The sequence below is a fragment of the Streptoalloteichus tenebrarius genome (assembly GCF_024171885.1).
In the GTDB taxonomy this organism is placed as follows: Bacteria; Actinomycetota; Actinomycetes; order Mycobacteriales; family Pseudonocardiaceae; genus Streptoalloteichus; species Streptoalloteichus tenebrarius.
In genome coordinates this window covers 1-25,987 of sequence record NZ_JAMTCP010000028.1, presented here as the reverse complement: position 1 = coordinate 25,987, position 25,987 = coordinate 1, and the positions used below count along the sequence as shown (strand labels likewise).

Sequence of the window (25,987 nt, the reverse complement as noted above, 5' to 3'; positions counted from 1 at the left end):
CGATGGGGCTGGACGTCTGGGCGTTGACCGGCATCGCGGTGGTCGCGGTGCTCACCTTCGGACTCGGGGTGTGGGGGTCCCGCCGGGCGCGCACGACCTCCGACTTCCTGGTCGCCGGTCGGGTGGTCTCGGCCAGGACCAACGCGGCGGCCATCGCCGGGGAGTACCTGTCGGCCGCGTCGTTCCTCGGCGTGGCCGGGCTGGTGATGCGCGACGGGGCCGACGCGCTGTGGTACCCGGTCGGCTTCACCGCCGGGTACCTGGCGTTGCTGTTGTTCGTCGCCGCGCCGCTGCGCCGCTCCGGCGCCTACACGCTGCCGGACTTCGCCGAGGCCAGGCTCGGATCGTTGCGCCTGCGCCGGCTCGCCACGATCTTCGTCGTCCTGATCGGGTGGCTCTACCTGGTGCCGCAGCTCCAGGGGGCGGGACTCACCCTGAGCACCGTCACCCACCTGCCGCCGTGGGCCGGGGCGTTGTTGGTCGCCGGGCTCGTCGTGATGAACGTGCTGTTCGGCGGGATGCGCGCGGTCACCCTGGTGCAGGCGGTCCAGTACTGGATCAAACTCACCGCGATCGGCGTGCCCGCCTTCGTCCTCTGCATCGCGTTCGCGGGCGACCGCGCCCCGAAGCAGCCCACCCTCAGCGACCCGTTGCCGCCGGTCTTCACCGCCGACACCACCCTCGACGTGCGGACGAACGTCGTGCTCACGGTCGCCGAGCCCGTGCTGCTGGAGGCGCACGGGAAGGTCAACCGCCGCGCCGCGGACGGCCCCGTCTACTGGGGGCCCGGCCACCAGGAGGTGTCGGCCGGCACCCGGCTGCGGTTCCCCGAGGGCGCGCCCGTGCCGGTCGTGATCGGGTCCCCCCCGGACAACGCGAGCTGGCTGCGGCCGCTCTACGGCGACGAGTGGCCGCTCTTCCGGACCTACTCGCTGATCTTCGCGACGTTCCTCGGCACGATGGGCCTGCCGCACGTGCTGGTCCGGTTCTACACCAACCCCGACGGGCGCCAGGCCCGGCAGACGACCCTGTTCGTGCTGGTGCTGCTCGGGCTGTTCTACCTGTTCCCGACGATCATCGGGGCCCTGTCCCGGCTGTACGTGCCCAAGCTGCTGGTCACCGGCACCACCGACGCCGCGGTGCTCCTTCTGCCGTCGGCGGTGCTGGGCAACTGGGGCGGACGGCTGCTGGCGGCGCTCACCGCGGCCGGCGCGTTCGCGGCGTTCCTGTCCACCTCGGCCGGCCTCGTGATGAGCGTCGCCGGGGTGCTGTCGACCGACGTGCTGCGGGGGCGCGTGCGGGACGTGCGGGTCGGCACCGTCATCGCCGGGCTGGTGCCGCTGACCGCCGCGGTGATCGCCGGCTCGCTGGACGTGTCGCAGAGCGTGGGCCTGGCCTTCGCCACCGCGGCCTCCACCTTCTGCCCGTTGCTCGTGCTGGGGATCTGGTGGCGTGGGCTGACGGCGGCCGGCGCGGCGGTGGGACTGGTGGTGGGCGGCGGGCTGTCGCTGTTCTCCACGGTGGCGACGGTGGTGGCGGCCAACGACGGAGGATGGGCGGGGCCCCTGCTCACCCAGCCCGCGGCGGTCACCGTGCCGGCGGCGTTCCTCACCATGGTGGTGGTCAGCAAGATCACGCGTCGGCGGGTGCCGGCGGACGTCTCCCGCACGATGCTGCGGCTGCACGCGCCGGACCGCCTCGGCTTCGGCCACGACCGCGCCGTGCAGCGGTTCACCGAGGACAGGGCCCGACTGGTCGAGGGCCGGAAGCTGAGATGAGGTCCGTCGGGGCCGACCCGGCGTGGTGACCGCCGCGCGGCCCGCGCGGCCGAACGGGTGAGGGGCGCGGGACGCACGGCCCAGCCCGTGCCACGGTCCGTTTGTCGTGCCCGGGCGACCGCTCGCCGATCCGCCCGTCCCGGGTGGCAATTGCCCCCCGATCGGAGGCTTACGGCGTGAGCTGCGTCTCTCTACGGTTCGCGAGACTTCCTGACCGACGAGCCGCGCAGCTCTGGGGAGGCCGGAGTGAGCATGACCGAACGACCCACCGGGGGCCCGACCGACGCCGAGACCTGGCTGGCCGTCCAGTCGGGTGAGCCGTTCCGCGAGCTGCGCCGCAGACTGCGCCGCTTCGTCTTCCCGACGACCGTCCTCTTCCTCGCCTGGTACCTGCTGTACGTGCTGCTGGCCGACTACGCGCACGGGCTCATGAGCACGCGCCTGGTGGGCAACATCAACCTCGGCCTGGTGCTCGGGCTGGCCCAGTTCGTCTCCACCTTCGCGATCACCATGCTCTACGTCCGGCACGCCGGCAGGAGACTGGACCCGCTGGCCGAGGAGATCCGGGAGCGGATCGAGGGCGCCGGGGAGGACACGACCCCGCGGCGCCCCACCGAGGGAGGCGCGGCGTGACGGCCCTGGCGCAGGCGGGCGGCGACCCCGTCCTCAACATCGGGATCTTCACCCTGTTCGTGGCGATCACCCTCGTGATCGTGTTCCGGGCGAGCAGGAACACCAGGACCGCCGCCGACTACTACGCCGCCGGCCACGCGTTCACCGGTCCCCAGAACGGCGTCGCCATCTCCGGCGACTACCTGTCCGCGGCCTCGTTCCTCGGCATCGCCGGGGCGATCGCCATCAACGGCTACGACGGGTTCCTGTACTCCATCGGCTTCCTGGTGGCGTGGCTCGTCGCGTTGCTGCTGGTCGCCGAGCTGTTGCGGAACACCGGCCGCTACACGATGGCCGACGTGCTCAGCTTCCGGATGCGGCAGCGGCCGGTCAGGATGGCGGCGGCCCTGTCCACCCTGGCGGTGTCGTTCTTCTACCTGCTCGCCCAGATGGCGGGGGCCGGCGGCCTCATCGCGTTGCTGCTCGGCGTGACCAGCAGGGGCGGCCAGGCCGTGGTGATCGCGGTCGTCGGCCTGCTGATGATCCTCTACGTGCTGGTCGGCGGCATGCGCGGCACCACGTGGGTGCAGATCATCAAGGCGGTGCTGCTGATCTCCGGGGCCGCCGCCATGACGCTGTGGGTGCTCGTCCGGTTCGGGCTCGACCTCTCCGGGCTGCTCGGGGCGGCCGTCGAGCGCGGCGGCCCGAACGGCGCCGCCCTGCTCGACCCCGGCAAGCAGTACGGCGTCAGCGGGCTGAGCCGCCTGGACTTCCTGTCGCTGGCCCTGGCCCTCGTGCTCGGCACCGCCGGCCTCCCGCACATCCTCATGCGCTTCTACACCGTGCCCACGGCCAAGGAGGCCCGGCGGTCCGTGGTGTGGGCGATCTGGCTGATCGGGCTGTTCTACCTGTTCACCCTGGTGCTCGGGTACGGGGCCGCCGCCCTGGTCGGGCCGGAGACGATCAGGAACGCGCCGGGCGGGGTCAACTCCGCCGCGCCCCTGCTCGCCGCGGAGCTGGGCGGCCCGCTGCTGCTCGGCCTGATCGCCGCGGTCGCCTTCGCCACGATCCTGGCCGTGGTCGCGGGGCTGACCATCACCGCGTCGGCGTCGTTCGCCCACGACATCTACGCGAACGTGATCAAGCGCGGCAGGGTGGACGACCGGGCGCGGGAGGTCAGGGTCGCCAGGGCGACCGCCGTGGTGATCGGGCTGGTCTCCATCCTCGGCGGCATCGTGGCCAACGGCCAGAACGTCGCCTTCCTGGTGGCCCTGGCGTTCGCGGTGGCGGCGTCGGCGAACCTGCCCACGATCCTGTACTCGCTGTTCTGGCGGCGGTTCAACACCTCCGGCGCGCTGTGGAGCATCTACGGCGGGCTCGCCACGACCGTGCTCCTGATCGTGTTCTCGCCGGCCGTGTCCGGCAACGACAAGGCGATGTTCCCCGGCGCGGACTTCGACCTCTTCCCCCTGTCCAACCCGGGGATCGTGTCCATCCCGCTCTCCTTCCTGTTCGGTTTCCTCGGCACGGTGTTCGCCAGGGACCCCTCGGACCCGGCCCGCTACGCCGAGATGGAGGTCAGGGCGCTCACCGGAGCCGGAGCCGAGAAGGCGGTCCCGCACTAGCGGCGCGCCCTCAGCCCGTGAGCAGGGGAGTGAGGGCGGCGGTGGCCGCGGTGACGTACCCGGCGGCCACCGACTGGCTCCGTCTGGCCGGGTGCGAGCTGAGCACGACCACGATGTGCCGGTCGCCCGGCCCGACCAGCCCGGTCGTGTGCAGCACGCGGTCCGGGAGGCAGCAGGCCCAGCCCTGCTTGACCGCCCAGGGCCGCCCACCCGCCGCCCGGGGAATTCCGAAGTGCTGGTCCAGGTTGTCGGCGGCGCGCCGGGGAGCCGCGCGCAGGGCGCGCAGCAGCAGGTCGCGGTGCGCCGGCGGGGCCTCGTCCACCACGTACTGGTAGAGCGCGACCACGTCGCCGGCCGTGACCACGGTGTCGCCCCAGCGGTCGGGGTCCTTCGGCGGGCGCGTGTGCGTCATCCCCGCCCTGGCCGCGACCCGTCGCACGATCTCCGGCCCGCCGTGCTGGGGCCACAGCACGTTCGCGATCCCGTCGTCGCTCCGCGCGAGCATCTGGTGGAGCTGGTCGGCCAGACCGGCGCTCGGCCCGCCCCGCTGCCGGTCGAGCGCCTCCAGAGCGATCAGCACCTTGACCAACGACGCCGAGGTGAACCGCCGATCGGCCCCGTACCGGGCCAGGAACGCGCCCCGCCGCCGGTCGTAGACCGCGACACCGAGGGCGGTGCCCGGCGCCGCCGCCCTGGCCGCCGCGAGGGCCCGCTCGGCCGACGCCCCGGAACCGGCGTCCCGCGGAAGAGGCGCGGGGCTCGGCGCGGTCGGCTCGACCACCAGGGTGGGCGCGGTCGCGAGGTCCTCGGGGTCCGGCGGCGCGTCCGGTCCCGGTCCCTCGATGGACAGCGAGCCGGAGGCGTCCGCCCCCTGGCTGGTCGCGACCGTCGCCAGGCCCGCCACCAACGCGCCGACGACCAGCCCCGTCAACAGCGGTCGTGTGTCACCCACACCCCCTTGACCTCGACGGCCGCCAGAAGGATGCCCCCAGGTGACGGCAACCTTTTCGGCGGCCCGGGCGTCCGGAGGACCTCCCGCCGCCGGTGATCCTCCCCATGCAACCTCGGCCCCGCCCCGCGCGTAGAGAGGCCGACCGCGGTGTCGGGCAGGCCGCGGTGTCGGGCAGGGAGGAGCCGGGATGGCCGGACGCGACGCGGAGTTCGCCGACTACTTCACCGCCCGGTTCGACGCGGCGCGCCGCACGGCCTTCGCGCTGTGCGGCGACTGGGGCGAGGCCGAGGAGCTGGCGCAGAGCGCGTTCGTCAAGGTCTACGCGCGGTGGCGGCGCATCCGGGAGGAGACGGTCGACGCCTACCTGAGGAAGGTCCTCACCCACGAGTTCCTCAACACCCGCCGACGACGGCGGGCCAGGGAACGGGCGGTGGCCGAACCGCCGGAACGGGTCGACGCGCGGGCGGCCGGCTCCTTCCACGCCGCGGAGACCCGGGGACCGCTGCTGGCCGCGTTGGCCCGGCTGCCCGACCGGCAACGCGCCGTGGTGGTGCTGCGGTTCGTCCAGGACCTGTCGATCGAACAGGTCGCGGAGGCGATGGGCTGCTCGACGGGGACGGTGAAGAGCCAGGCCTCCCGGGGGCTGGCGGCGCTGCGGGAGGCGTACTCCGCCCTCGGCGGCGAGGCGACGCGGACGGCGAGGTGAGCGGGATGCGGGACGAGGATCGCGAGGTCGTGGCGTGGTTGCGGGACGTCGTGGACGGACCGGCGCCCAGCGCCAGGACCGGCCTGGACGAGGTGGTGGCCCGGGGCCGACGCCGACTGCGGTGGATCAGGGCCGGCGGCGCGGTCGGCGTGGTGGTCGCGGTGGTGGCCGTCGGCGTGGCGGCCTCCGGCCTGGCCGGTCGGGACCTCGCGCGACCGCTTCCCCCCGCGGGTGGTGCCGCGTCCACGACCTCGACAGTGGCCGGGACGGCGACGGCGGCCGCCGGGCCGGACTGGCCCCGGGCGAGCCTGCCGGCGAGGAAGCCGGACGGAACCTGGTCAACGGGCATGTCCGCCCCACCGCCGTCAGGGCGCCCCGTGATCCACAAGGAGTGGTGTTCCAGCGGTGTGCCCGACGACGTGCTGTCGTCCTTCGGCCCGGAGCGGATCGGCGACGAGCAGCTCGCCTCCTTCGTCTCGGTGGTGCGCTCGGCGGGGGTGCCGCTCCAGGTGTCCCCACCCAGGCGGGAGGACCTGCCGCCCCCGTCCCGACCGGGGGGACGTCCCGCGTACGCGGTCGAGGTGGACCTGACGGACGCGGAGGGCACCGGCAGCCTGGCCATGCAGGCGTCCCGGGTGAGCGAGGAGCCGCTCGTGGCCGCCGACCGCCACGCCTTCGGCGACCGCAACTGCCAGCCGCCGTTCCGCAAGGTCCTGCCGGACGGGACCGTGCTCCAGATGTACGAGGCGACGCCGACCGAGCCGTTCCAGTCGCTGAGGCAGCTCGCCGTCATCTACCGCCCAGGCGGACGGACCTACACGCTCACGGTGCGGAGCTGGGGCAGCGGTGACGTGCGGCCGGACCCGAGTGAGCCGGGAACCGTCGTGCGCTTCGGTCCCGGGCGGGCGACCCTGCCCCTGTCGGACGCCGGGCTGGCCCGGATCGCCGAGGAGCTGGCCGCGCGGCTGCGATGAGGGCGGCTCACGCCACCGCTACGGCCGGACGTGGCAGCATCGGGGTGTGACGCTGAACCAGGTGCCGGAAGTGACGGTCGACGAAGTTCCGGTCGAGCCCGCGGCGGGCCAGGTGCTGCTGGACGTCCGCGAGGACGACGAGTGGCAGGCGGGCCACGCCCCGGGCGCCCTGCACATCCCCATGGGCGAGCTGATGGCCCGGCTCGGGGAGCTGCCCGACGACGCCGACGTGTTCGTGGTGTGCCGCACCGGCGGCCGCTCGGCGCGCGTCACCGCCTACCTGAACGAGAACGGGTGGGACGCGGTGAACGTGGCCGGCGGCATGAAGGCGTGGGCGGCCAGCGGGCGGCCGGTCGTCGGCGAGCTGGCCGGCACCGAGCCGCACATCCTGTAGGACGGCCGGGTGCGACCAGGCCAGCCGTGGCAGGTGGAGTGGGTGGCCACTCCACCCGCTCCGCCGTACCCCCCGCGCCCTGCACGAGCGCGCGCGCCCTACACCGGGCCGCCCTCCTACCCGGCGGCGCCGAGGTGGGGTTTCCCGATGCTGGCGTGGCGGCGGCCGACCGCCCTGCCGGGGCGGCGGACGGGCAAGGTCGGCCCGGTCGAGCGGGTCAGGGCGCTCGTCGCGCTCGCGGTTCCCCTGCTGTGGCTGACGGCGGGCGGCGCGGGGCTGGGCGCGCTCGCCGAGCTGTGGCGGTACGTGCTGCTGGCGATGAGCCGCGACAGCATGCTCTCCGCCGGCGTGGTGCGCGCCGCCGAGATCCTGGCCCAGGTCGCCGGCGTCGTGGCCCTGCTCACCGGGGTGCTGTCGGCGGTCGTGCTGGTGCTGTGGCTGCTCAGGGCGCGCGAGGCCGCCGCGGACCTCGCGGAGGTGCGGCCGGCGCGGCCCACCTGGCAGGTGCTCGTCGGCCTGCTGACCCCCGGGCTCAACCTGGTGCAGGCCGGTCAGCTCCTCGGCGAGCTGGAGCACACGGCCCTGCGCCTGCCCCCGGACCGGCGACCCCGCCCGTCCCGGCTGGTCGTCCGGTGGTGGGCGGCGTGGGCGGCCAACGGCGTCCTGGCGGGTCTCACCCTGCTGTGGGGCCTGCGGAGCAGTCTCCAGGCCCAGGCCGACACCGTGCTGCTGCACGCGCTGACCGACGCGGCCGCGGTGGTCGTCGCGGTGTTCACGATCCACGTGGTCCGGATGCTGACGGGCCTGCTGGCCCCGGCCGACCCCGCGGGAATCCGCCGCCAGCGGGTGGTGCGGGTGGTCGACGCCGAGGAGCCCCTCCTCCGGCCGCCGCACCCGTCCTCGCGCCGCTGACCCGACGCGGCCGCCCGGTCCTGCCCGGGACCCGGACGGTTCCGCCGCCGCGCCGCCTCTTCCTCTGCCCTGGTCAGCCCCCTCCCTCCCGGGGGGGCGACCCCCTGTCAGCCTAGCCAGGAATAACCCGGCGCGAAACGAGGAACCGGCGAGCTGTGGACAACTGCCGGAAGCCTGTGGAGAACAAAGCCGCGTTGCACACCCACACGGGGGAAAATGACGGCTGTGGCGCCAGAAGCGCGGGAATCCTGTGGACAACTCGGGCTGCCAGACGAATAACCAGTTGACACGGTTTTCCGCTCATCGCCCCCCACGAGCACCCCTGCCCGCACCCTCAAGCCTGCTCAGGCTGGTGACACCACCGGCAGGGACGGATGAAGATCTTCATCCTCGTGCCCGCGCCACCCACACACGATGGCGTGGTCATCATGCTTCAGCAATCACGCCTCGTCGCCCATCGCGCGAAGAAGGCTGAATTTTCTGGCTCGGACGGGGAATACCGTCACCACAACACACGTCATTCCCCGCCCGAGCCGCCCAGCGCGAAGAAAACCGCGGAATCACCCGCTGGTGACCGGCAGGTCGTGCAGGCCGCGGATGACGAACTCCGACCGCCGCACCGGCTCGGCGGCCAGGGCCAGACGCGGCAGCCGCCGGGCCAGCGCGCCCAGCGCCGCCTGGACCTCCACCCTCGCCAGCGGCGCGCCCAGGCAGTAGTGGATGCCGACGCCGAAGCCGAGGTGCGGGTTGGTGGTCCGCCCGATGTCGAGCCGGTCCGGCTCCTCGAACACCTCGGGGTCCCTGGCCGCCGCCCCGAGCAGCGCGGCGATCTTCTCGCCCTCGCGCACCGGGAAGCCCGCGATCTCCACGTCCGCCGTGGCCGTGCGCTCGAAAAGCTGCAACGGCGAGTCGTACCGGATCAGCTCCTCGGTGGCCGTGGCCAGCAGGCCGGGGTCGGCGACCAGCCGCTCCCACTGGTCCCGGTGCCGCATCAGCGCCAGCGTCCCGTTGCCCACGACGTTCACCGTGGCCTCGTGCCCCGCCATCAGCAGCAACACGGCGGTGGCCACCAGCTCGTCCTCGGTGAGCTTCCCGCCGTCGGCGTCGGTCACCGCGACCAGGTCGCTCACCAGGTCCTCGCCCGGCTGCCGCCGCCGCAGCGCCACCAGCTCCCGCAGGTAGGCCACGAACTCGGTGGCCGCGCGCTCGGCGGCCGCCCTGCGCGGCTCGTCGAGGTCGTACTCGTACATCTTCACGATCGCGTTCGACCACGGCTGGAGCAGGCCGCGGTCGGCGTCGGGCACCCCGAGCAGCTCGGCGATCACCTGCACCGGCAGGGGAGCGGCGACCTGCTCCAGCAGGTCCGCCGAGCCCTCGTCGGCGATCCGCCCGGCGAGGCCCGCCACCAGGTCGTCGGCCAGCCGCTCCACCCACGGACGCATCCGCTCCACGTGGCCCCGGCCGAACGCCGCCGCCACCAGCCGGCGCAGCCGGGTGTGGGTGGGCGGCTCGTTCTCCAGCAACGAGTTCCGGTGCAGCAGGTTGAACGAGGCGAACTGGTCGACCGGCCGGGCGTCGGTCCAGATGCGGCCCAGCGAACGGTGTCGCAGCAACGCCGAGCACGCGGCGTGGGACACCGCGACCGCCAGTCCCATGCCGTCGTGCCGGTGCACCTCGGCCTCGGCCCGCAGCCGGGCGAACACCGGATACGGGTCGGCCACGAAGTCCGGGTCGGTAGGGTCGAACGGGACCCGGTCGGCGGTCACTCCGGTCACGGGGGCTTGGCTCACAGCCGCACCGTAACTCGAACGGCGCAATCGTGGGTTGCGCGCCGATAACCACGGCGTCGTCCGGGTCAGTCCCGATCGGTCGATCGTCGCCCGTCCGCCCCGCCCACCACCCTCGGATGGCCCACTGTGACTGCCGTGCCGCCCGTCCACGTCCCTCCCGGCGTCCCTCCCGGTGTCCATGTCGTCGCGCACCGCGGAGCCTCGACAGAGCGCGCCGAGCACACCTCGGCCGCCTACATGCTCGCGATCGAGCAGGGCGCGGACGGCGTGGAGTGCGACGTTCGGCTCTCCCGCGACGGCCACCTCGTCTGCGTCCACGACCGCCGGATTGACCGGACGTCCAACGGCACGGGCGTCGTCAGCACCCTGTCCCTCGCCCGGCTGAAGGAGTTCGACTACGGCCACTGGCACGACGACCCGCCGACCTCGGCGGACGACCTCGTGCGGCGGCGCGTGGCGGCCCCTTCGGCCGAGCCGCCGCACCGCGGGCTCCTCACCCTGGACACCCTGCTCGCGCTGCTGGTCGACGCGGGGCGCCCGATCCGGCTGTTCGTCGAGACCAAACACCCCACGCGCTACGCCGGGCTCGTCGAGGCCAAGCTCGTCGCGATGCTGGCCCGGTACGGGCTGGCCCGACCGCCGAGCCGCGAGGAGTCGCCGGTGGTCGTCATGTCGTTCTCCTCCCGGGCGATCCGCCGGGTGCGGGAGCACGCGCCCGCCCTGCCCACGGTGCTGCTGCTGGCCCGCCTGTCGTCGACGCGGCGGGACGGGTCGCTGCCGCCGTGGGCGGACATCACGGGACCGGGTGTGCACCTGCTGCGCCGCGACCCGGACTACGTGGCCAGAGCGGCGGAACGCGGCCACGCCACCTACTGCTGGACGGTGGACGATCCGGACGACGTGGCGTTGTGCCGGCGACTGGGCGTGCGCTACGTGGCGACCAACGCGCCCGCCGCCACCCGGGCGGCCCTCACTGATCGGCTTTCGGATACCGTCGCGCCGTGACGTGGCGAACGGCGGTTCGCCACGCCGGTCGACCAGCCGAGGTGCGAGGAGGACGGCGGTGGCCAAGCGGACGGCGGTCAGGCGGGCGGCCAGGACCCACGACGGGGTCAGCCCGCGCCAGCCCTGCCCCTGCGGTTCCGGCAGGCGGTACAAGGCCTGCCACGGCGCGCCGGGCGGCGCCGTCGACGCCATCGTCAACCGGCCGTTCGAGGGGCTGGCCGCCGAGACCGAGCTGATCGCGCTGCGCGAGTTCGTCCCGTCCGCCACCACGCCGCTGCCGCTGGCCGAGCCCGGCGACCGCGAGATCACCCTGGCGACCGTGCTGCCCATGGCCGCGGCCGCCCTGGTGCGCGCGGACGGCACCGCCCTGGTCGGCCTCCAGGTGCAGACCCGGTCCGGGGACGTCAGCAGGGACGTGGCGCGGGCGGTCCGCTGGGCGATGACCGCCGAGCCCGGCGAGGCGTTGCCGGTGGTTGGCCCGGCCGGCGCCGACGACCAGGTGCGGTTGCAGGACCTGCTGGACCCGTCGGCCTCGCTGGACGTGACCCTGCACGAGGACTTCTCGTGGTGGTTGCCCGAGGAGGTGACCCCCACCGGCGAGGTGGCGGCGTCGCTGGAGCGCGCGAACGCGGCGATCATGCCGACCGCGCGCGTCGAGGCCGAGGGCGTCGAGGCCGCCTACTGGGTCGACGCGGGCGACAGGGCGCACCTGCGGTGGGTGCGGCCCGAGCCGGAGGAGGCGCTGCTCGCGGCGCTGGCCCGGCTCTCGGTGCGCGGTGAGCTGTCGCTCGGCGAGAACACCCGGTACGCCGGGTCGTTCCGGGCGCACGGCCTGCTCGTGCCGGTGTGGGACCTCGACCGCGAGCAGCACCCGAGGGAGTGGGCCGAGCCGGCGGCCGCGCTGGGCCGGCGGCTGGCCGACGTGCTGGCCACGGTGGACGCCGAGCCGTTGGACGAGGCGGAGCGGCGGGCCAGGGACGGCCTGCGCGGGCGACAGATCACGCTCCGCTGATGATCCTGCACATCTGCTCCCGCGCCGAGTGGGCCTCGGCGCGGGAGTCCGGGCGTCACGTGCCCGCCGGGTTCGCCGTCGACGGCTTCGTGCACTGCTCGGACCCCGGCACGGTGCACCTGCCGGCGAACACCCTGTTCCGCGGCAGGGACGACCTGCTGCTCCTGGTGATCGACCCGGCCCTGCTCGACGCCGAGCTGCGATGGGAGCCGGGCGACCCGGCTGACCCGGCCGGCCCGTGGTTCCCGCACGTCTACGGGCCGATCCCGGTCTCGGCGGTCGTCGCCACGCACGACTTCCCTCCCGCCGAGGACGGCGCGTTCCGCCTCCCCAACGCGCTCGCCCGCCCCTAGCCACCGGCGTCACGGCCGTTCCGCTGCGCCGCTGGTCACGTCGCCGCCGTGTGACGTCAACGCCGTCGAGCCGGCACCGGCGTGGGCGACGCGTTCGTGACGGCGGTCACCTCCGGAGAACTCGCGGCAACCGCGGGGTTCACCCCCGCGTGTCCCCCGGTGACGACAGCACGCGAACGACCGGACGGAACGGGCCGCCGACCGGTCGGGGAGGGGGACGGTGGGGGACGACTTCGGTGAGTTCGTACGGGCCGCCATGCCCAGCCTGCTCCGGTACGGCCACGCGCTCACCGGCAACCCGCACGACGGCGCCGACCTCGTGCAGGGCGCGCTGGAGCGCGTGGGGCGGCGCTGGCGTTCCGTGCTGCGCATCGACGACCCCCTCGCCTACGTGCGCAGGGCGATGGTCAACGCGCACATCAGCCGCTGGCGTCGTCGCCGTCGGGAGAACCTCGTGGCCGAGCTGCCGGAGGTGCCGGCGGAGGTCGCCCCCGACCGGCTGGAGAACGAGCCGCTGTGGCGGGCGTTGCGGGCGTTGCCGCCCCGGCAGCGCGCCGTGGTCGTCCTGCGCTACTACGACGGCCTGAGCGAGGAGGAGATCGCCACCACCCTGGGGGTCAGCCGGGGGACGGTGAAGAGTCAGGCCAGCAAGGCGATGGCCACGTTGCGGCTGCGGCTGGAACGGACGATGGCGGAGGGGGGTGTCCGATGAGCGCGGATCTCGACGACGAGCTGCGCAGGCTGTTCGCGGAGGATCCGCGGCTGGACGTGGCGGCCCGCGCCGACGCCGACGAGGTCGTGCTCCGAGGCGTTCGGCGGAGCCGGCGCGTGCGGACCGCCCTGGCCACCGCCGGCGGCGCGCTCGCCGTCGTCGGGGTGCTCCTTGGTGGGGCGTTCCTGGCCGGTTTCGGCAGGGGCGAGGAGCTTCCCCCCGCCCAGACTCCCTCGGTGACGAGCGAGAGCACTCCCGCGACGACCGGGAGCAGCGCGCCCGTGACCAGCGGGGCCGAGCGGACGGCCCCGTCCCCGCCCTCGGCCACCGGCAGCACGGCCACCTCTCCGGCGTCGCCCCCGGGAACGCCGTGGGCGACGAGCCACTCGCGTGTGGGCGGCGGCTCGTCGGTGACCGGGACGCCGGGTTCCCCTGGAACGAGCACGGCGTCCACGGGCACCGAGACGGCCCGCTCATCCGTGTCGGGAAGGCCCACGCCCAGCGCGTGGACCCAGATCGTGGAATCGACGGCCAGCACCCGCTAGCCGGGAAACGCCCTGGGGACCACCCGTTGGTCGGGCGGGATTTCCTGCCTCGCTTCGGTTTTCCGGAGCGGTCGTGGCAGAGAAGTCGTGGCGGAGAAGTCGGGGCAACCTCCCCGCGGCGCGGGGCGTTTCCCCAGCGAACGCGATCGTGGCGTTCGTGGACAACGAGAGGTAGGGAAATGCTGAGCAAGAAGAAGTTCCTCGGGGCGCTCGCCGCCGGTGTGGGCGGTTTCGCGCTCGCGGCCACGGCCTACGCCGCCTCGCCCGGCGACCCCGCCACCACGCCGGTGTCGTTCACCGGCTCCGAGGCCCCCTCATCGACCGCGGCGTCGGTGACGTCCGGGCCGGTCTCGACGCCCGCGGCCACCTCCGAGACGTCGCGCCCGGCGGACCCCGGCGCCTCGACCACGTCGAGGCCGTCGACCCCGGCTGGTCCGTCGAGCACCAGGCTGCCGACCACCGACGACCCGTCCGCCAGCGTGACCTCGCGTCCCGCCGAGCCGACCGTCTCCTCCTCCGTGTCGTCTTTGCCGTCGGTGCCGGCTGTGTCGTCGACGCGGGTGACGACGAAGCCCTCCGAGTCCAGTGTCCTGGTCACGCCGCCCTCCACGCCGGCGCACCGGTGACCGGAGTCGGCGCGGGTTGACCTCCGGTGGGCGGGTGCCTGCCGTGTGAGTCCCGGACGGGGCGCACGCGGCGGACCGTCACCAACGAGCACGAGTGTCTTCCGAGCACGAGTGTCTTCGGCGACGAAGCCATTTGTCGACGAAGCAACATGTGTATGTTCTCCGCCGCCGCGACAGGTTTCTTTCACGGCGAGAAGGGGCGGCCTGCCCGCCGTCCCACCATTTCGGCGAATTCCTCGCGGATATGTGAGGAAGGTTCGACGCTGCCGGAAAAAGGACCGGTGGGCCGCCTCCGTCCTGAGGCGGCCCACCGGGCCCGTGCGCAGCGGCGGGATCAGGCGACGTTGCCGCCGGCGGCCTTCGGGGCCGTCGGGTCGGCGCCCTCGTCGCCGACCGTCTCCCTGGCGAGGAAGTCCTCGATGTGGAACAGGTTGTCCCCGGCGCGCTCCACCACGTGCAGCAGGGTCGACATCTGGGACACCTCCTCGACCTGCTCCTTGAGGAACCACTGCATGAACTGCTCGCCGAGGTAGTCGCCCTCGTCCCTGGCCGCCCTGGCCAGCGCCGTGATGTCCTCGGTGACCTCGCGCTCCTGCTGGAGGGCGAGGGCCACCGGCTCCCTGACGTTCGCGAAGTCGTTGCGGACGTCGTCCACGCCCGGGATCGCCACGTCCAGGTCGTTGTCGAGGAGGTACTGCACGATCATCATCGCGTGGTCGCGCTCCTCGAGGGCCTGCCGGTAGAAGTGCGCCGCGAGGCGCGGGAGGTCCTGGGCGTCGAACCAGACGGCGATCGCCACGTACTGCTGCGACGCGGTGAACTCGTTGCGCACCTGGGCGCGCAGCAGGTCGTGGAACTTGTTCTCGGAAGCCTTCTTGCCGATCAGGGCCATGCGTCGGACGCTACCCGTGGCACCCCGGTAAGGATCGCCTTGGAAGTGAGCAGATTCACCTGTTCGGACTACAGGAGGAGCCGCATGGCCGAACGCAGCGTGGTCGAACGTGACGCAACCGAACGCGAGGCGCCCGAGGACGTCTCCGCCATGACCCCCGCCAGGGCGCGTGCCCTGTTCCGACAGGGTCTGCGGGTGCCGACGGCCGGGTGGTGCGCGGGCTGGACCCAGGCGAACATCGTCGCGGTGCCCCGCGACCTCGCCTACGACCTGCTGTTGTTCGCGCAGCGCAACCCGAAGGCGTGCCCGGTGCTCGACGTCACCGACGTGGGGGCGGTCAGCACCCCGCTCTTCGGCGGCGACCTGCGCACGGACCTGCCGGCCTACGTCGTGTACCGGGACGGCGAGGTGGTCGACGAGGTCACGGACGTGCGGTCGGTGTGGCGACCGGACCTCGTCACGTTCCTGCTGGGCTGCTCGTTCACGTTCGAGGACGCGTTGCTCACGGCGGGTGTTCCCGTGCGGCACATCGAACTGGGCCGCAACGTGCCCATGTTCCGAACCTCCCTCGACTGCCGCCCCGCCGGCGCGCTGCACGGGCCCCTCGTGGTGTCGATGCGGCCGGTCCCCGCGTCGCTCGTGGCGACGGCGGTGCGGGTGACCTCGCGCTACCCGGCCGTGCACGGCGCGCCGGTCCACGTCGGCGACCCGGCGGCCATCGGCATCCGCGACCTGGACGCCCCGGACTACGGGGACCCGGTGCCGGTCGAGCCGGGTGAGGTGCCGGTGTTCTGGGCCTGCGGCGTCACCCCGCAGGCCGCCGTGCGGGCGTCCCGGCCGCCCTTCGCGATCGGCCACGCGCCCGGCCACATGGCGATCACCGACGCCCGGGACTCGACCTACCTCGTGCCCTGAGCCGCGGCGGCCCGGCCGGGGTGGGCGCGCAGCCTCGCCCCACCCCGGCCCGACCGCGCTCAGCCCGTTCCGGGCCGCCACGCCTCCGCGAGCGTGGCGGCCCTGCGGCACAGCTCCCCGACGTCGGGCGCGTCCGCCCGCGCCGCCGCGTACCCGATGAGGAACGTGGTCAGGGGCGCGGCGGGGCGGTCCACCGCGTGCGCCGCAACCCTGGCCACGTCGAGCAACGCGCGGACGTCCACGTCCACGTCGAGCCCCAGCTCGGTCTGGAGCGCCTCGATCCAGTCGTCGAGCACCATCAGCCCATCATCGGCACGGCCGGCCCGTCGCGCAGCCGGCCGTCGCCGGCACCGTGCGGTGGCCGTCGCCGGCACCGTGCGGTGGCCGGCACCGTGCAATCGGCCTCACGCCGCGGTCGGCGTCACCCCGCGGACGGCGTCACCGTGCCGCCGGGGTCGTCGGGTCGACCAGGTGGCGGACGCCGGCCGCCATCGCCCGCGCGGCTTCCGGGTCGGCGACGCCCCACGCGGAGTGCCCGAACCCGTCCCAGCGCAGCAGCCTGCTGTTCGGAATCCGCCGGTGCACGTTCTCCGCCCAGTGCGCCGGCGTGGACACGTCGTGCGCGCCGGCCAGGAGCAGCGCGGGTGGGAAGTCCGTCGGCACCCGCCATCCGTGGGGCTGCCAGCGGCTGGGGACGGGCCAGCCGACACAGCCCGAGGCGACGCCCCAGAACTCGGACGCGCCGCGCAGCGTCGGGCCGAGTCGCCGTGCCCGCTCGGCGGCCGAGGGCAGCTCGGCCACGGCGTGCGGCGGCACGGGGACGTCCTGGCAGATGATCGCCCGGTAGGCGGCGTACCACGGACCGGTGGTGGCGAGGCTGCCGCGGACCAGTGTGGTCGCGTCGTTGGAGTCCGCCGCCTCGCGCAGTCCCCGCGCGAGCAGGGGCAGGGCCGACGGGTCGCCGAGCCACCCGGAGACGGCGGAGGCGATCTCCTCCGCGTTCGCGGTCCGGCCGTCGGCGGGGATCGGGGCCCGGTCCGCCCGGTCCAGCACCGCCCGCATCAGCGCGCGCGGGTCGCGGCCGCGCACCGCGCACGTCTCGGTGCGCTCGCACCACGCCACGAACTGGGCGAAGCCCTCCTCGGTGGCGGCGGCCCCGTCCTCGGTCATCTGCCGCCAGCCCAGGGAGCGGTCGACCACGCCGTCGAGCACGAGCGCCCTGACCCGCCGGGGGAACAGCTCGGCGTAGCTCTGCGCCAGCATCGTTCCGTAGGAGATGCCCAGGAACGAGATCCGCTCCTCGCCGAGCCGGGCGCGCACCAGGTCCATGTCCCTGGCGACGCTCCCGGTGTCCAGGTGCGCGGCCAGCGGTCCGGTGCCCCGCAGGCACGAGACGCCGAACCGGGCGTTCGCGGCGGCGAGGCGGACCGCGCCGGGCACGTCGCCGGGGAAGCGGGTGGGCTCCGGGTCGTTGACCGGGCTGTCGCACCGGAGGAACCGGCTGCCGCCGACGCCGCGCGGGTCCACTCCGACGATGTCGAAGCGCTCCCTCAGCTCCTCAGGGAAGTACGCGGAGGCGACCGCGGGGTTGGTGATCATCGTTCCCGACGCCCCGCCCGGTCCACCGGGATTGAAGAACAGCGTGCCGACACGGCGTTCGGGACTGGTGGCGGGAAGCCGGGCGACCAGCAGGTCCACCGTGTCGCCGGCCCGGGGAACCGACCAGTCGACGGGGGCCGCGACGCGGGCGCACCGGACCGGGTTCCGCTCGTCGGTGTTCGCGCACCGCTCCCAGCGCAGCGGCTCCTCGCCGGCTCCGGTGGTGTGGGCCGCGGCGGGCGTCACCATGACGGCGGACGCGGCCAGCGCGAGTGCGGTGACCGTCGCGGCTCTCCACCGCGGCGACGGGGTGCGTCGTGCCCTCGCCGGGATCGGTTCCACCCGGTGTTGCCCCTCGAATGCCATGCCTGGCAGTCTCGGTTGGCCGGCCGCCCCGGCGGATCGCCCCGGGGACGGAGATCAACCCCGGGGTGTCATTCCTCGGACCTACGACCACGGCGGCACGCGCGCGCCGAGCCCGCGCCCGACACCACCGCGACCGTGCGTGCTCACCTCAGCGTCGCTCGAACACCCGACGCGCGTGATCGGCGGCATCGGCGTGGGAACGGTGGGAACAGGGGGAACGAACTCCGATCATCAGTCCATTGAGGACACAGGAGTGGCGGGGTCGATCAGGTACCGCGCCGTGGCCTGGCGCGCCTGAGGGTTGTGGTTGGCCAGCCAGGCGGTGTGCCCGTCCCCCTCCCACCGGAGGAGAACGCTGTTCGGGATCTGCTGGTGCACGCTCTCCGCCCAGGCGCGGGGGGTCGAGACGTCGTGCGCCCCGGAGACCAGCAGCGTTCGCGTGAAGTCCTGGGGGACGCGCCACGCGTGGGGACGCCACGGCGAGGGAATCGGCCACCCGGCGCAGCCGCTGAGGATGTCCCAGCTCTCGGACGCTCCCCGCAGCGTCGGCCCGAGCTGGCGGATGCGGCGCGACGCTTCCACGAGTTCGCCCTGGTTCGCCGGCGCGATAACGCCCTGGCAGGAGATGGCGCGAAACAGGGCCCGCCCCTCGGAGTCCGCGTAGCGGGAGAAGGGGAGCAGCGCGCTCGCGTCGCCACCCTCGTCGATCTCGCGCAGTCCCTTCGCCGCGAAGGGGAAACGGCCTGGCCCGCCGATCGCGCCCGTCAACGCCTCGGTGATCTGCTCCGCGTCGAACGCGTGGTCCCCCGCCGGAACCGGGTGGGCGTCGGCCTTGGCCAGCACTCTCCTGATCACGGCGCGGACGTCCTGCCCGTGGAGCGCGCAGGTCTCGTTGGCCGCGCACCACGTCGCGAACCGCCCGACACCGTCCTCGACCGCCGAGGTGTTGTCCTCCAGGAGTTGTCGCCACGGGTGCGCCCGGTCGACGACCCCGTCGAGGGCCAACGCGCGGAGCCGGCGGGGGAACAGCTCGGCGTAGCTCTGCGCGACCATCGTTCCGTAGGAGATGCCGAGAAAGCTGATCCGCTCCTCGCCGAGCAGTCTCCGCACGTGGTCGAGGTCGCGCGCGACGCTCTCGGTGTCCACGTGCCCGACCAGCGGGCCTGAACCGTCCACACAGGACTTCGCAAGGCGGGCGTTGGCCGCCATGAGCTGACCGGCCTGCCGCGCGTCGGCGGGGAAGCGCGTCACCGCCGGGTCGTCCGGGGGCAGGGAGCACGTGAGCGCCTGACTCCCCCCGACGCCCCGCGGGTCCACGCCCACGATGTCGAAGCGGTCCCGCAGCTCGGAGGGGAAGTACTCGGCGAAATACTCGGGGTTGGTCAGCAGATCAGCGGCGGACGCGCCGGGGCCGCCGGGGTTGAACAACAACACGCCGATCCGCTGTTCTGGCCTTGCCGCGGGCGCCATGGCCACGCGGAGGTTGACCCGACTTCCGTCCACAGTGGACCAATCAGTCGGCACGACGACCTTCGCACAGCGAACCGGGTTCTGTTCGGGAGCCCCGTCGCACCGTTCCCACCTGATGCCACCCCCGGGCTCGGCCGCGGAGGCCGGGGGAGCCGTCAGGACCGACGACAGGGCCAGGAGAAGCGCCAGCGGGCCGGCCGACCTCCATCGGGACAAGGCATTCCTCCCGTCGCGAGGGAACGCCGTCCAGTGTCGGGGTGGCGGTCGCGCGGAAGCGCCGAGCTGGCAGGGATCTGTCGCCGCGGCCCGCCCAGCCGGATTCGGCGTCCGCATTGATTCGGTATGTCCGGTCTCGCCATGCTCCCTCCATGTGACCTGAAGCACAGGGAGGGTGTCGTGCAGAACCTCTATGCCACACGGTTGGTCGCGAGGGACCCGGGAAGGGACACGTTCCGCCTGATGGCGGGGGTGGTGCGCTGGTGGGGCTGCCGCCCGCGACGCGCGCCGGACACCGGCGAGGGGGAGCTGGTCGTCGGCGACCGCGGGGTCCGGTGGGCGACCCGCGGCCTCGGCGACGGGTCGGCCGACCTGTTCGACCTGGAGTTACGCCGGCCCTCCGGCACCCACAACGTCGTCTGGGAGAGCCGGGTCAGCGTGACCAGGACCGCCGAGGCGACCCAGGCGTTCGTCGCGCTGTCCCGCGTCTCTGCGGACAACCGCCTCGGCCCCGCGCCCATCAACGACTTCCAGCCGCCCCGGGTGGTCCGGGAACTGCTGCGTGCGGTGCCCTGCCTGGCCCGCGCCGGCATGCCGCTGTCCGCCGAACCCCGCACGGTCACCACCGCGGACGTCGACGCCCTGGTGGCCGACCTCGTCGACCCGCGCAGGGGCCTGCCGCTCATCGTCGTGGCCGGCCGCGCCCGGCTCGCCGTCCGGATCGCCCACGCCAACTGCGGCCTCGCGCACGTCGTGCTGCTGGACGACCGCGCCGCGTCGGACGCGTTGACCGCCCTGTGCCCCGACGCCCGGCTGCCGTGGGAGGGCGTGCGGCTGTTCTGGCCGGGGTTCGGCGACCGGGAGGACGTCCTGCACCACCCCTGGTGGACCTCGTCGGCGGCGGCCGAGAACAACCACCGGTTCGTCCACCACCTCTTCGCCAAGCTCGCCCGGTTGTCGGTGCTCGCCGAACCGAGGGACGAGGTTCGGGACGAGATCCTCGGCGCGTTGCGCCGCGCCCGGCTGACCGCCCTGGAGAGCGACAGCGAGTACGCCCTGGAGCTGCTGCGGCAGAACGAGGCCCTGGAGAGCCAGGTCGAACGGCTCCGCGCCGAGGTGCACTGGTACCACGCCGAGTTCCAGCGGTTCGGGCGTGACCGGGCCGCGCTCGGCCCCGACGACGCCGTCGAGCGCGCCCCGCTGGACGAACGGGACTTCGGGGCCCTCTGGGACCAGCTCACCCGGCAGTCGGACGGCGCCATCGTGTTCACCGAGAACGCCCGCCGGTCGTGGGCCAAGTGCGAGTACGCCGAGCCGACCCGGATGCGCAAGGCGCTGCGGGACCTGGCCATGGCCGCCGCCGAGTGGCGCGGGCAGCGGGGCCGGATCGGCATGGGCATGGAGCGGTGGCTGGCCGAGCGCTACGGCCTGAACTACGCCCCCACGGACAGGGACCTCTGCGTGCGCCGACTCGACCGGTTCGAGTACGACGGGGTGCGCCGCAGCAGGGAACGGCACGTCAAGCTCGGCGACAACACGTCGTGGGAGTACGTGGGCCGCATCTACTTCGACGTCGACTTCGACGAGCTGCGGTGGATCGTCGACCATGTGGGCCTGAAGCTGTACCGCAGGTGAGCCGCCCCGGGAAGCCGTCCCGAGGGAGCGGCGCCGGGGAGCCGTCCCGGGGAGCGGCGCCGTTCGGCTCATCCGGCACGGACGGCGGATGAGCCGAACGGGACAGGACCCTGGCCTGGTCCCGGAGGGACGGTCAGGCCAACGGCGCGCGCTCGATCGGGCAGGACATGCACCGGGGACCGCCCCGGCCGGAACCCAGCTCCGAACCGGAGATCCGCAGCACCTCCACGCCCGCGTCCTCCAGCCGCGCGTTGGTCTCCACGTTCCGCTCGTAGGCCAACACCACGCCCGGCGCGATCGCCAACGTGTTGTTGCCGTCGTCCCACTGCTCGCGCTCGGCCGTCACCGGGTCCAGACCGGTGTCGATCACCCGGAGCCGCTCGATGCCCATCGCCTCCGCCGCGGCCTCCAGGAACGGGACCGGGCCGTCCACCCTCACGCCGCCGTCGCCGTCGGGGCGGATCGGGTACGCGGACAACGCGTCCCGGATGACCGGGTACATGACCAGCGCGTCGCGGTCGACCATCGTGCACACGGTGTCCAGGTGCATCGTCGCGCGCTCCTGCGCGATCGGCACCGCGAGCACCGTGTGCGCCAGCCCGTCGGCGAACGCGGACCGGGCGAACGACTCCGCCCCCGCCGGCGTGGTCCGCTCGCCGACGCCGATCGCCAGCACACCCGGCGCGAGCAACAGCACGTCGCCGCCCTCCACCGGGGCGGAGTGCGCGCCGTAGGCGCGGTCGGTGCGGGCGAACCGCGGGTGGTAGGCGTAGATGAGGTCGGTCAGCGAGGTCTCCCGCCGCCGGGCCGGCATCGACAGCGACGCCACCGCCACCCTGTCGCCCACCCACAGGGACGAGTCCCTGGTGAACAGCAGGTTGGGCAGCGGGTCGATGGCGAAGTCGTGCGGGTGGTGCATCCGCCGCACCAGTGAGGCGCCCTCGGCGGCCGGCAGCTCCTCGAAGGTCATCCCGGCGGTCAGTACGTGGGCGAGCGCGGCCGCGTCCAGCCCGGTGAGGTGGGACCGCAGCGTGTCGGCGAGGTCGATCCCCAGCCGGCGTTCGTCGACCGCGGACCACACCCCGGCGGCGCGGGCCCTCCGGTCGGTCAACGCCTCGGCGAGCAGGTCGGCCAGGAGCAACACCTCGACGCCCCTGGCGCGCAGCGTGTCCGCGAAGGCGTCGTGCTCCTCCTGGGCGCGGTCCACCCAGGGGATGCCGTCGAAGAGGAGCTGGTCGTTGTTGCGCGGGGTGAGCCGCTTCAGCTCCGCGCCGGGGCGGTGCAGCAACACGGTGCGCAGCGGGCCCACCTCGCTGTCGACGCGGGGCGTGCCGGCGGGGCGGGCGGAAGGGGACTCCGGTGCGGCCTGTCGGGCGGTCACGCCAGCGAGCGTAACCCGCGCGTGAGGAGAATCCGCAGTGAGAACGGTCGGATTCGGTGGAGTTCGCAGCGAAGCGCCGGAACGAGGCGCACATCGTGAACCGGAACCAGGTTTTGAGGCGTGGTTTCTTGCGTGGGGTCGTGATCCTCCGACGGGCCCGGCGGAGCCCATGTGGCCTCCTTCCGCGAGGGGGGCGGTCGGCCTGCCCGCCATCGTCCTCCAGCGCGCGCGTCCCTGCCGGGAGCGAGTTCCCAACTTTCCGGCTCCGCGCAACCGAGGGACGCCACCGGGCACGAGGGGCATAGGGACATCAAGGGATGTCAAGAGACGCCAAGGGCGGTCGAAGGAGACCGTGCCTCTTCCCACCGTCGATAGGGTGCCCGGCATGGGCATCCTCGACGGCAGGGTTGTGATCGTCACCGGTGCCGGGCGCGGCATCGGTCGGGGTGAGGCGCTGGAGTGCGCGCGCCAGGGCGCGGCCGTCGTCCTGGCCGAGTTCGACGCGGAGGCCGGGCGCCAGGTCCACGAGGAGATCGCCTCCGCCGGCGGCCAGGCGACGCTGGTGACGGGGGACGTCGCGGACACCGCCGTCGCCAACCGGCTGATCCGCACGGCGGTGGAGGGGTTCGGCCAGCTCGACGCGCTGGTGAACAACGCGGGCATCCTGCGGGACCGCACCGTGGTGAAGATGTCCGACGAGGAGTGGGACGACGTCGTCCGCGTGCACCTGCGCGGCCACTTCGCCCCGACCAGGGCCGCCTGCCGGTACTGGCGGGAGAGCGAGCGCCCCGGCCGGATCGTGCACACCAGCTCGACCTCGGGGATCCTCGGCAACTTCGGCCAGGCCAACTACGGCGCGGCCAAGGCCGGCATCGCCGCGTTCTCCACGATCGTGGCGATGGAGATGGCCCGGCACGGCGTCACCAGCAACGCGATCGCCCCCTCCGCCATCACGCGGATGACCGAGGAACTGCTGCCGGAGGACGTGCGGACGCGCCGCAAGGAGGCCGCCGAGCGCGGGGAGTTCGACTTCTTCGCGCCGGACAACATCGCCCCGCTGGTCGCCTTCCTGTGCTCCGACGCGGCCGGGCACATCAGCGGCAAGGTCTTCGGGGTGCAGGGCGACAGCGTGGAGATCTACCAGCCGTTCACGTCGGCCGCCGAGATCACGGCGGGCGGGCGGCGCTGGGACCCGGCCGAGCTGGCGGGACGGATCGACGAGCTGTTCGCCGCGTCCGGCATCCAGGCCGGGCCGGAGAACATGATGGCCAGGATGCGGTACGGGATCCTGGCCCATCCGTCCTGAGGGCCCGTTTTCGCGGGCGTCCGCGTCTCTCACCGCATCCCGGGGCGTCTCACGGCCACCACGGGACGTCTGTTCGCGGCTCAGGGAAGCCAGGAGACGCTGCCCCTGAACACCGAGTAGCCGACGAACGCGACCACGTCGATGACGGCGTGGCCGACGACCAGCGCCCACAGCCGGTTCGTGCGCTGCCACACCCTGCCGTAGACCAGGCCCATGATCACGTTGCCGACGAACCCCCCGAAGCCCTGGTAGAGGTGGTAGGACCCGCGGAGCAGCGCGGACGCCAGCAGGGACCGGTTCTCCGACCACCCGATCCCGCGCAGCCGGGTGATCAGGAACCCGACGACCAGCACCTCCTCGGCCCAGGCGTTGGCCAGCGCGGAGAGGGTGAGCACCACGGGCCGCCACCACGCCGCGTCCAAAGTGGACGGAAGAACGGTCAGGTTCAGCCCGAGCGCCCTGGTACCCAGGTAGAACGCCAGCCCAGGCAGGCCGATCAACGCCGCGAGCCCGACGCCCGCGGCGACGTCCCGGCCCGGCCGCCGGCGGTCGAGGCCGATCTCCCGCAGGGCGATCCCGCCGCGCCACAACAGGTACGCGCCTAGTCCGCCCCAGACCGCGAGCTGGAGCACGCTGGTGAGCTGGTACGCGAGGTCGAGCAGGTTGAGCGCGGTGCGCGGCGCGTTGATGGCCACGGACTGCTGGTTCAGCGGTTCGGGCCGCAGCAACGAGTCGAGCAGCGACAGGAGGCTGCGGAGGCCGGACAGGCCCAACGTCGCCCCGAACACGAGGGCGAGTTCGATCCGGACCGCCCGCCGCTCGACCGGCGTCACCTGCTCGGACAACACTTCCGCACTGTAGGCGAAGCCCGGCGGCTCCGGACCCGACGGGGGAGGAACCGTGCCTCGGCCGGGTGGGGGCGATGGGCGGAGGTCGCGTCCGGCGGCGGTCTTCCGGTGGTTTCGTGTTCTCTCGCCCCTGCCCGTCGGACGAGTGGGAGTGCTCTACGCGGCTCGTCTTTTCCCCAGGTCAGGGCTGGTTTACGCGGTGACGGTCGAGTGCGGGGTGCCTTCCACGGTGCCTCGCCCGCTGTCTCATGGCACCCCGCGCCACCCAGACCACGGGCGCGGACCCTCCGAGTAGTCGGTGGTGCCTCGCGGGAGAGCGCGCTGTGCCCGAACCAACCGTTGTGCCATGTCAGCCCGAAGCATGCGAACGGCGGAGTCGAGATCGACGAAGGCGTACTCGCTGATCTCCTGGTCCGCCACACGAATCGACGCCACCTGGCGCGCGGTGAGCCTTCCGCCGTCGAAGATGAACAGGAGTTGGTCGTCCCAGGGGCCGTGTGGTCCGATCCAGTCCAGGACCAGGACATCACCGGCCGTCACCACGAGATCCAGTTCCTCGACGAGTTCCCGCTCGGCGGCCTTCCGGGGCGGCTCGTTCTCCTCGGCCATCCCGCCGGGAAGGTCCCAACATTCCTTGTAGGTCGGGTTCACCAGCAGGACCCGGTCGGCGGCGTCTCTGATGAGTAGGTCGGCGGCCACCCGCTTCCGCGCCTGCTTCGCGTTTCCTTCCGCGAGGTAGGCGAACCGTGTGTCGTCGGTCAGATCGGCCATGACTCACCCTCACTTTCTGGGCAGCCACCAGCCTGACGGCTGGTCAAGGCCGCGAGGAAGCCGGCTGCCACCTCGCTGGCGAGAGATGCTTCGTCAAACGACGCTACCCACTTCGCAGGTACTTCACCGGCGGCCCTAGCCAGGACACGCTCAGCGTCTTGGACCGCTCGAAGACATCCAGTCCCGATGCCGGTCATAGTTGTGGATGAGAGCAGCAGCCAGACGGGACACGGCATCGTCGGAGGGGCGACCCCGCCAGCCGGTAGACCAACTGTGTGCGCAAAACACTGACTCTGATTCCGCAGGTCAGGGCGGGTGGGACACCTTCCACGGTGCCCCGCCCGCTGTCTCATGGCACCCCGCGCCACCCAGACCACGGGCGCGGACCCCGCTCGCCCCGGATGCAGGCGACACAACGCCGATCGGCCGGCCCCGCGGAATCTGGCCGTACCGATGTTGCGACTCGGCCAGGCGCTCACGCATCCACGCCCGATCGTCCGGAGACAGGAAGTGTGCTCCCTCGATTCGCTCCGCTAGGCGCACGAACGGAGAAAGCGGCGGAGGACCCGTGTTTCAGGAACGGGTTCTAGTC

Annotated in this window: 25 protein-coding genes; 15 read left to right on the top strand and 10 right to left on the bottom strand. The window is 73.3% G+C overall.

All coding sequences use genetic code 11. The features are described 5' to 3' along the window. Positions 1 to 2 precede the first annotated feature (2 nt). The 3 genes from LX15_RS21280 (at position 3) to LX15_RS21270 (ending at position 4,015) form a co-directional block, all read left to right on the top strand. A complete protein-coding gene (locus LX15_RS21280; protein ID WP_253671388.1) occupies positions 3 to 1,778 on the top strand; it encodes a sodium/solute symporter in 1,776 nt (591 codons plus the stop codon). 246 nt (positions 1,779 to 2,024) lie between these two features. Then, on the top strand, positions 2,025 to 2,411 hold the full coding sequence (locus LX15_RS21275) for a DUF485 domain-containing protein (RefSeq protein ID WP_253671387.1): 387 nt from the start codon (positions 2,025 to 2,027) through the stop codon (positions 2,409 to 2,411). Next, positions 2,408 to 4,015 carry a monocarboxylic acid transporter gene (locus LX15_RS21270; RefSeq protein WP_253671386.1) on the top strand — a complete coding sequence of 536 codons (1,608 nt, stop codon included), beginning with the start codon at positions 2,408 to 2,410 and terminating at the stop codon, positions 4,013 to 4,015. The genes LX15_RS21275 and LX15_RS21270 overlap by 4 nt, the downstream gene beginning before the upstream one ends. Before the next feature lie 10 nt (positions 4,016 to 4,025). Here LX15_RS21270 and LX15_RS33200 read toward each other — a convergent pair whose 3' ends face one another. Then, positions 4,026 to 4,967 (bottom strand): serine hydrolase, encoded by a 942-nt coding sequence (locus LX15_RS33200; RefSeq protein ID WP_253671385.1) that lies wholly within the window; start codon positions 4,965 to 4,967, stop codon positions 4,026 to 4,028. A gap of 187 nt (positions 4,968 to 5,154) precedes the next feature. Here LX15_RS33200 and LX15_RS21260 point away from each other — a divergent pair, with 187 nt between their 5' ends. Genes LX15_RS21260 through LX15_RS21245 form a run of 4 tightly spaced genes read left to right on the top strand, consistent with a single transcriptional unit; the run spans position 5,155 to position 7,953 of the window. Next, positions 5,155 to 5,673: a SigE family RNA polymerase sigma factor gene (locus LX15_RS21260; RefSeq protein WP_253671384.1), complete on the top strand. Its 519-nt coding sequence runs from the start codon at positions 5,155 to 5,157 to the stop codon at positions 5,671 to 5,673. 5 nt (positions 5,674 to 5,678) lie between these two features. Next, positions 5,679 to 6,647 carry a hypothetical protein gene (locus LX15_RS21255; RefSeq protein ID WP_253671383.1) on the top strand — a complete coding sequence of 323 codons (969 nt, stop codon included), beginning with the start codon at positions 5,679 to 5,681 and terminating at the stop codon, positions 6,645 to 6,647. A 46-nt stretch (positions 6,648 to 6,693) separates the two neighbouring features. Then, positions 6,694 to 7,041 (top strand): rhodanese-like domain-containing protein, encoded by a 348-nt coding sequence (locus LX15_RS21250; RefSeq protein WP_253671382.1) that lies wholly within the window; start codon positions 6,694 to 6,696, stop codon positions 7,039 to 7,041. 42 nt (positions 7,042 to 7,083) lie between these two features. Beyond that, entirely contained in the window at positions 7,084 to 7,953 is an 870-nt protein-coding gene (locus tag LX15_RS21245) for a DUF4328 domain-containing protein (RefSeq protein ID WP_253671381.1), read from the top strand. A 560-nt stretch (positions 7,954 to 8,513) separates the two neighbouring features. Here LX15_RS21245 and LX15_RS21240 read toward each other — a convergent pair. Continuing rightward, positions 8,514 to 9,743 (bottom strand): cytochrome P450, encoded by a 1,230-nt coding sequence (locus LX15_RS21240; protein ID WP_253671380.1) that lies wholly within the window; start codon positions 9,741 to 9,743, stop codon positions 8,514 to 8,516. 237 nt (positions 9,744 to 9,980) lie between these two features. On the opposite strand from LX15_RS21240, the gene LX15_RS21235 reads away from it, so the two are divergent. From LX15_RS21235 to LX15_RS21215, 5 genes are all read left to right on the top strand, one after another. Next, entirely contained in the window at positions 9,981 to 10,748 is a 768-nt protein-coding gene (locus LX15_RS21235; RefSeq protein ID WP_443729324.1) for a glycerophosphodiester phosphodiesterase, read from the top strand. A gap of 58 nt (positions 10,749 to 10,806) precedes the next feature. Further along, positions 10,807 to 11,760: a DUF5926 family protein gene (locus tag LX15_RS21230; RefSeq protein ID WP_253671378.1), complete on the top strand. Its 954-nt coding sequence runs from the start codon at positions 10,807 to 10,809 to the stop codon at positions 11,758 to 11,760. Continuing rightward, positions 11,760 to 12,113 (top strand): DUF952 domain-containing protein, encoded by a 354-nt coding sequence (locus LX15_RS21225; RefSeq protein WP_253671377.1) that lies wholly within the window; start codon positions 11,760 to 11,762, stop codon positions 12,111 to 12,113. The genes LX15_RS21230 and LX15_RS21225 overlap by 1 nt, the downstream gene beginning before the upstream one ends. A 220-nt stretch (positions 12,114 to 12,333) precedes the next feature. Beyond that, positions 12,334 to 12,825: a SigE family RNA polymerase sigma factor gene (locus tag LX15_RS21220; RefSeq protein ID WP_308213502.1), complete on the top strand. Its 492-nt coding sequence runs from the start codon at positions 12,334 to 12,336 to the stop codon at positions 12,823 to 12,825. After that, positions 12,822 to 13,370, top strand: a complete 549-nt coding sequence (locus LX15_RS21215) for a hypothetical protein (protein WP_253671376.1) — start codon at positions 12,822 to 12,824, stop codon at positions 13,368 to 13,370. Before LX15_RS21220 ends, LX15_RS21215 begins: the two co-directional genes overlap by 4 nt. A 250-nt stretch (positions 13,371 to 13,620) precedes the next feature. On the opposite strand, the gene LX15_RS21210 is transcribed toward LX15_RS21215, so the two are convergent. Both LX15_RS21210 and LX15_RS21205 read right to left on the bottom strand, forming a co-directional pair. Further along, on the bottom strand, positions 13,621 to 13,968 hold the full coding sequence (locus LX15_RS21210; protein WP_253671375.1) for a hypothetical protein: 348 nt from the start codon (positions 13,966 to 13,968) through the stop codon (positions 13,621 to 13,623). Between the two features lie 362 nt (positions 13,969 to 14,330). After that, positions 14,331 to 14,888 carry a ferritin gene (locus LX15_RS21205; RefSeq protein ID WP_253671374.1) on the bottom strand — a complete coding sequence of 186 codons (558 nt, stop codon included), beginning with the start codon at positions 14,886 to 14,888 and terminating at the stop codon, positions 14,331 to 14,333. Between the two features lie 84 nt (positions 14,889 to 14,972). On the opposite strand from LX15_RS21205, the gene LX15_RS21200 reads away from it, so the two are divergent. Continuing rightward, the gene (locus LX15_RS21200; protein ID WP_301305000.1) at positions 14,973 to 15,803 is read left to right on the top strand and encodes a putative hydro-lyase; all 831 of its coding nucleotides are present in this window, start codon (positions 14,973 to 14,975) and stop codon (positions 15,801 to 15,803) included. A gap of 59 nt (positions 15,804 to 15,862) precedes the next feature. On the opposite strand, the gene LX15_RS21195 is transcribed toward LX15_RS21200, so the two are convergent. From LX15_RS21195 to LX15_RS21185, 3 genes are all read right to left on the bottom strand, one after another. Further along, positions 15,863 to 16,102, bottom strand: coding sequence for a DUF6457 domain-containing protein (locus LX15_RS21195; protein WP_253671373.1), 240 nt, complete (start codon positions 16,100 to 16,102; stop codon positions 15,863 to 15,865). 139 nt (positions 16,103 to 16,241) lie between these two features. Continuing rightward, complete coding sequence (locus LX15_RS21190; protein ID WP_253671372.1) at positions 16,242 to 17,768, bottom strand: alpha/beta fold hydrolase; 1,527 nt, start codon at positions 17,766 to 17,768, stop codon at positions 16,242 to 16,244. A gap of 231 nt (positions 17,769 to 17,999) precedes the next feature. Further along, positions 18,000 to 19,292 carry an alpha/beta hydrolase gene (locus tag LX15_RS21185; RefSeq protein WP_253671371.1) on the bottom strand — a complete coding sequence of 431 codons (1,293 nt, stop codon included), beginning with the start codon at positions 19,290 to 19,292 and terminating at the stop codon, positions 18,000 to 18,002. A 342-nt stretch (positions 19,293 to 19,634) separates the two neighbouring features. On the opposite strand from LX15_RS21185, the gene LX15_RS21180 reads away from it, so the two are divergent. Then, positions 19,635 to 21,089, top strand: coding sequence for a hypothetical protein (locus tag LX15_RS21180; protein WP_253671370.1), 1,455 nt, complete (start codon positions 19,635 to 19,637; stop codon positions 21,087 to 21,089). 133 nt (positions 21,090 to 21,222) lie between these two features. Here LX15_RS21180 and LX15_RS21175 read toward each other — a convergent pair whose 3' ends face one another. Continuing rightward, a complete protein-coding gene (locus LX15_RS21175; protein ID WP_253671369.1) occupies positions 21,223 to 22,470 on the bottom strand; it encodes an arginine deiminase in 1,248 nt (415 codons plus the stop codon). Positions 22,471 to 22,855: 385 nt separating this feature from the next. Between LX15_RS21175 and LX15_RS21170 the strand changes: the two genes are divergently transcribed. Next, positions 22,856 to 23,776, top strand: a complete 921-nt coding sequence (locus tag LX15_RS21170; RefSeq protein WP_253671368.1) for an SDR family NAD(P)-dependent oxidoreductase — start codon at positions 22,856 to 22,858, stop codon at positions 23,774 to 23,776. A gap of 80 nt (positions 23,777 to 23,856) precedes the next feature. On the opposite strand, the gene LX15_RS21165 is transcribed toward LX15_RS21170, so the two are convergent. Both LX15_RS21165 and LX15_RS21160 read right to left on the bottom strand, forming a co-directional pair. Next, positions 23,857 to 24,624 (bottom strand): CPBP family intramembrane glutamic endopeptidase, encoded by a 768-nt coding sequence (locus LX15_RS21165; RefSeq protein WP_253671367.1) that lies wholly within the window; start codon positions 24,622 to 24,624, stop codon positions 23,857 to 23,859. 246 nt (positions 24,625 to 24,870) lie between these two features. Then, entirely contained in the window at positions 24,871 to 25,395 is a 525-nt protein-coding gene (locus LX15_RS21160) for an NUDIX domain-containing protein (protein ID WP_253671366.1), read from the bottom strand. Between the last annotated feature and the right edge of the window lie 592 nt (positions 25,396 to 25,987).

Excerpts from the sequence above, each read along its gene's own strand:
- LX15_RS21280 (WP_253671388.1), top strand. The coding sequence starts at position 3 with ATGGGGCTGGACGTCTGGGCGTTGACCGGCATCGCGGTGGTCGCGGTG.
- LX15_RS21260 (WP_253671384.1), top strand. The coding sequence starts at position 5,155 with ATGGCCGGACGCGACGCGGAGTTCGCCGACTACTTCACCGCCCGGTTC.
- LX15_RS21255 (WP_253671383.1), top strand. The coding sequence starts at position 5,679 with ATGCGGGACGAGGATCGCGAGGTCGTGGCGTGGTTGCGGGACGTCGTG.
- LX15_RS21235 (WP_443729324.1), top strand. The coding sequence starts at position 9,981 with ATGCTCGCGATCGAGCAGGGCGCGGACGGCGTGGAGTGCGACGTTCGG.
- LX15_RS21225 (WP_253671377.1), top strand. The coding sequence starts at position 11,760 with ATGATCCTGCACATCTGCTCCCGCGCCGAGTGGGCCTCGGCGCGGGAG.
- LX15_RS21215 (WP_253671376.1), top strand. The coding sequence starts at position 12,822 with ATGAGCGCGGATCTCGACGACGAGCTGCGCAGGCTGTTCGCGGAGGAT.
- LX15_RS21205 (WP_253671374.1), bottom strand. The coding sequence starts at position 14,888 with ATGGCCCTGATCGGCAAGAAGGCTTCCGAGAACAAGTTCCACGACCTG.
- LX15_RS21200 (WP_301305000.1), top strand. The coding sequence starts at position 14,973 with ATGGCCGAACGCAGCGTGGTCGAACGTGACGCAACCGAACGCGAGGCG.
- LX15_RS21195 (WP_253671373.1), bottom strand. The coding sequence starts at position 16,102 with ATGGTGCTCGACGACTGGATCGAGGCGCTCCAGACCGAGCTGGGGCTC.
- LX15_RS21190 (WP_253671372.1), bottom strand. The coding sequence starts at position 17,768 with ATGGCATTCGAGGGGCAACACCGGGTGGAACCGATCCCGGCGAGGGCA.
- LX15_RS21170 (WP_253671368.1), top strand. The coding sequence starts at position 22,856 with ATGGGCATCCTCGACGGCAGGGTTGTGATCGTCACCGGTGCCGGGCGC.
- LX15_RS21160 (WP_253671366.1), bottom strand. The coding sequence starts at position 25,395 with ATGGCCGATCTGACCGACGACACACGGTTCGCCTACCTCGCGGAAGGA.